1 protein-coding gene is annotated in these 2,920 nt (G+C 65.3%); it reads left to right on the top strand.

Going from position 1 to position 2,920, the window contains the following annotated elements:
* Positions 1-2,920 (top strand): transcriptional regulator (locus JWN03_RS44375; RefSeq protein WP_297628829.1); only part of this gene is annotated, 2,920 nt, incomplete at both ends.

Here is a 2,920-nt window from a genome sequence, read left to right as displayed (position 1 = left end):
TTCGGCTGGTGTTCAACGGCGATCTCGCTACCGGCCGCGACGGCATCTGGGTTGTCCCGGCAGGTCGGCCATGGCTCGGCGAGTCGTCCGAGGCGGTGGTCCGGATGATGCTGCACACGATGCTCCGCAACGCCGGTGTCACCGATGACGCAGCTGACATCCAGGGGCGGTCCGAAGTCGTCGGCACACCTGCGCAGGACGCACTTGTCAGCTGGTGTGTCGCCGCCGGTCGCCAGGATCTGATTCGTGACCTCCTCGAGGTGCGTGCCTGGCCTGAGATGCAGGCGGCACACGACAGCCTCGTCGCCCAGGGCCTGGATTCGGCGTTGGTGCGGCTCAAGATCGAACTGCTGCGCCTGCGATTGGCAGCGGGCATCTCGGAGGCCTATCTCGAAGAGCGGCCCGGGTTGGATACGGCCGGAGTCGAATTCGGACCCGACGAACCCGATCGAGCCACCACTGAGGCCCGGTCCTCGCGTGATGTGACGCCAATGGCCGCGTTGTCCGAAGAAGAGATGGAACTGGCCGACGCTCGTGTGGGCGTCAGCCGAGAGCTCACAACGATTTGTGCGGACTTGGGCTTCCCGAGCCAGGCCGGCGTAGCGGCGGCGACTGGCGTGAACCGCAAGGACGTCGTCGGGCCTGTGATGTCCGGCAAGGCGATTCCTCCTGCACGCCTGCTACAACGCCTGATTGATCTCGGTGCCGATGAAATCCAGGTGCGCCGGTTGGCCTGGCGGGCTTTCGGACTGCGGCTGCGGGAATTGCGGCTGGCGAAAGGCCTGACGGTTGCGGAAGCGGCTCTGCTGTCGGGGGTTTCCGGAGAATGGATCGACCAGATCGAATCCGGCAGGTTCACAAGGCCATCGGACGAGGATGTTCGGGTGCTCTGCATGCAGTTCACCAAAATGCCGATCGGCGTGACCAGGGTGCTCGAACTGCTCCATCTCGCTGGCGACACCGATGAGTTGCGCGAGCTCGCACCAAGCCCAACGGGTCTCAAGGTAGCACCGATTTATCGCGAAGTGTCCATGGCCCCGGAATTCGGGCCACTCCGGCACGTGTTCGCAGACTTGGACGACGCAGATACCGTGTTCCGGCTGGTCATGTTCTACCTTGATACCGGCAGATCCTCGGCTGATGCTGTCGCACAACTGAATCTGGCTATCTCCGTGGAGACGGCCCTGGGCCTGATGGTAGGTGGGGTCCGTCAACTGCGCATGGTGCTCCGACAGTTTACCGGTCAGCTGCCCGCGAATACTTACACCGCCCTACAGGCATGGTCCACGGGCGAAGCGTTTCGTGCAGGATTAGTGCAGCACACCAATCTTCCTCCCACCCGCACGATGCGCAGACAGCTGGGGTTGGTCTCGCCTGCTGAGTTGCTTGAGATCGTGACACGGCTGCAGCCCGCGAATGAAGCCCTTCTTCGGTGGTTGTCGCAGGGATGGGCTTCCGCCCATCGACCACAGCGATGGTCCGGCTTTACCCGCGAGATGCTGGCAGAGATCGAGGGCCTGGAAAACCCCGAGCGAAAAGCCTTCGCTGAGCTGAGCAGCCTCCTGCCCGACCCGCCCGCATCCAGCCGCGAGCGTTGGCCTCTTACGGCCGACTCATCCGAGAATCGCGTCATCAAGGCCGTCATCCCGCTACCCGACGCCGAAACTGAAGCAGGGCAACCGGACACCGCCAGAGACGACGAGTTCTATGAGCCGGGGCGTGAGGTCACACCGTCGCAGACCTCGAAGGAAATCGGCGAGGTCGTTCGGGCGGCAAGACTTCCACCGGAGTGGGGCGCGAATGCGGTCGCTCAGCCGGGCGACCCTCAGCGTCGGTCCCGCCCGCTGGGAGCGGAACAACGGCGCCGGCGAGATGTCATCACAGAGCGGTGGAAACCCGAGCCGGAGGCGGGGACCGACAACAATCCTTTTGTCGCGCAACTGCGGGACCACGCCGAAGCCCTCCGGGCGCAGGTGCGGCCAGCGCTCTTATCCGCGTGGGGCGCGGACGCCGCCGAAATCGTGGTCGAGGTGGCTTTCGCGCTCGCCGGTGAACGCGGGATCTCGACTCCGGGCGAGATGAACGGCATTCTGCAGGAGGTCGTGGACAAGTTCGGTGAAACCGAGGCTTTGCGACCACATTTGATGGCAAAGCTGCAGAGGCTGCCGTATCCGGCGGAGGCGTACCTGTTGCGTTCTGCGGGCCGGGTCGCTTTCCACCGTGCGGTGCGTTCGCTTTCGGAGCCGAAGCTGACTGAGGTGGCATCGGAGGGGTGGCACCTGCGGGGCACGTCACTGCCGGCCACGGTCATCGACTTCTTCCACGTGCTCGCCACTGCGATGGCGGACTCGGCGGACGTCTTGCGGCAAGCGGACACGGTTCATGACGCGGCCGCCGCCCCTAGTGTCGAGATGGCGGTGCGGACCCAGGGGATTGCCCGTGCTGAGGTGGCCGAACGGTTATCGTTCGCGTTGCGGCGGAGGCTGACTGTTGTGGAAGCGGCTGCGCGTGCAGAGGCAGAGGCAGTTGCTCGTATCGAGGCCGCCGCCCGGGCGGAGATCGTCGCGAGAGCCGAGGCAGCGGCAATCGCCGTGGCGAACCGTACCCATTGGGCGGAGGCGATCGCCCGTAGTGAGGGCGAGGCTGTAGCCCGTGCTCAGGCGCGGCTGGCCAGGGGTGAGCCGATGATGGTGCCGGCCGTGACTACGGCCGAGTTGCCTGGCGCCCGTCGGCGGATGGGCAAGCTGCTAGCAATGTTGCGCGTGCCGACTGGGTTGACCCAGGTCCAATTGTCGGTGGCGGGCAGGGTGGCGAAGCGGTCGATCACCAAGGCGGAGACGGGTGATTGGCGTGCGCCCGCACCATTGGTGGCGGCACTGTTGACCTTGGGCGCGCGGCAGTCGGAGGTGGCTCGGTTCGG

The organism is Nocardia sp. (genome assembly GCF_025465275.1).
Lineage (GTDB): Bacteria > Actinomycetota > Actinomycetes > Mycobacteriales > Mycobacteriaceae > Nocardia.
Note: the sequence above shows the minus strand (reverse complement) of the source record. Positions and strands in the feature narration are given on the sequence as shown.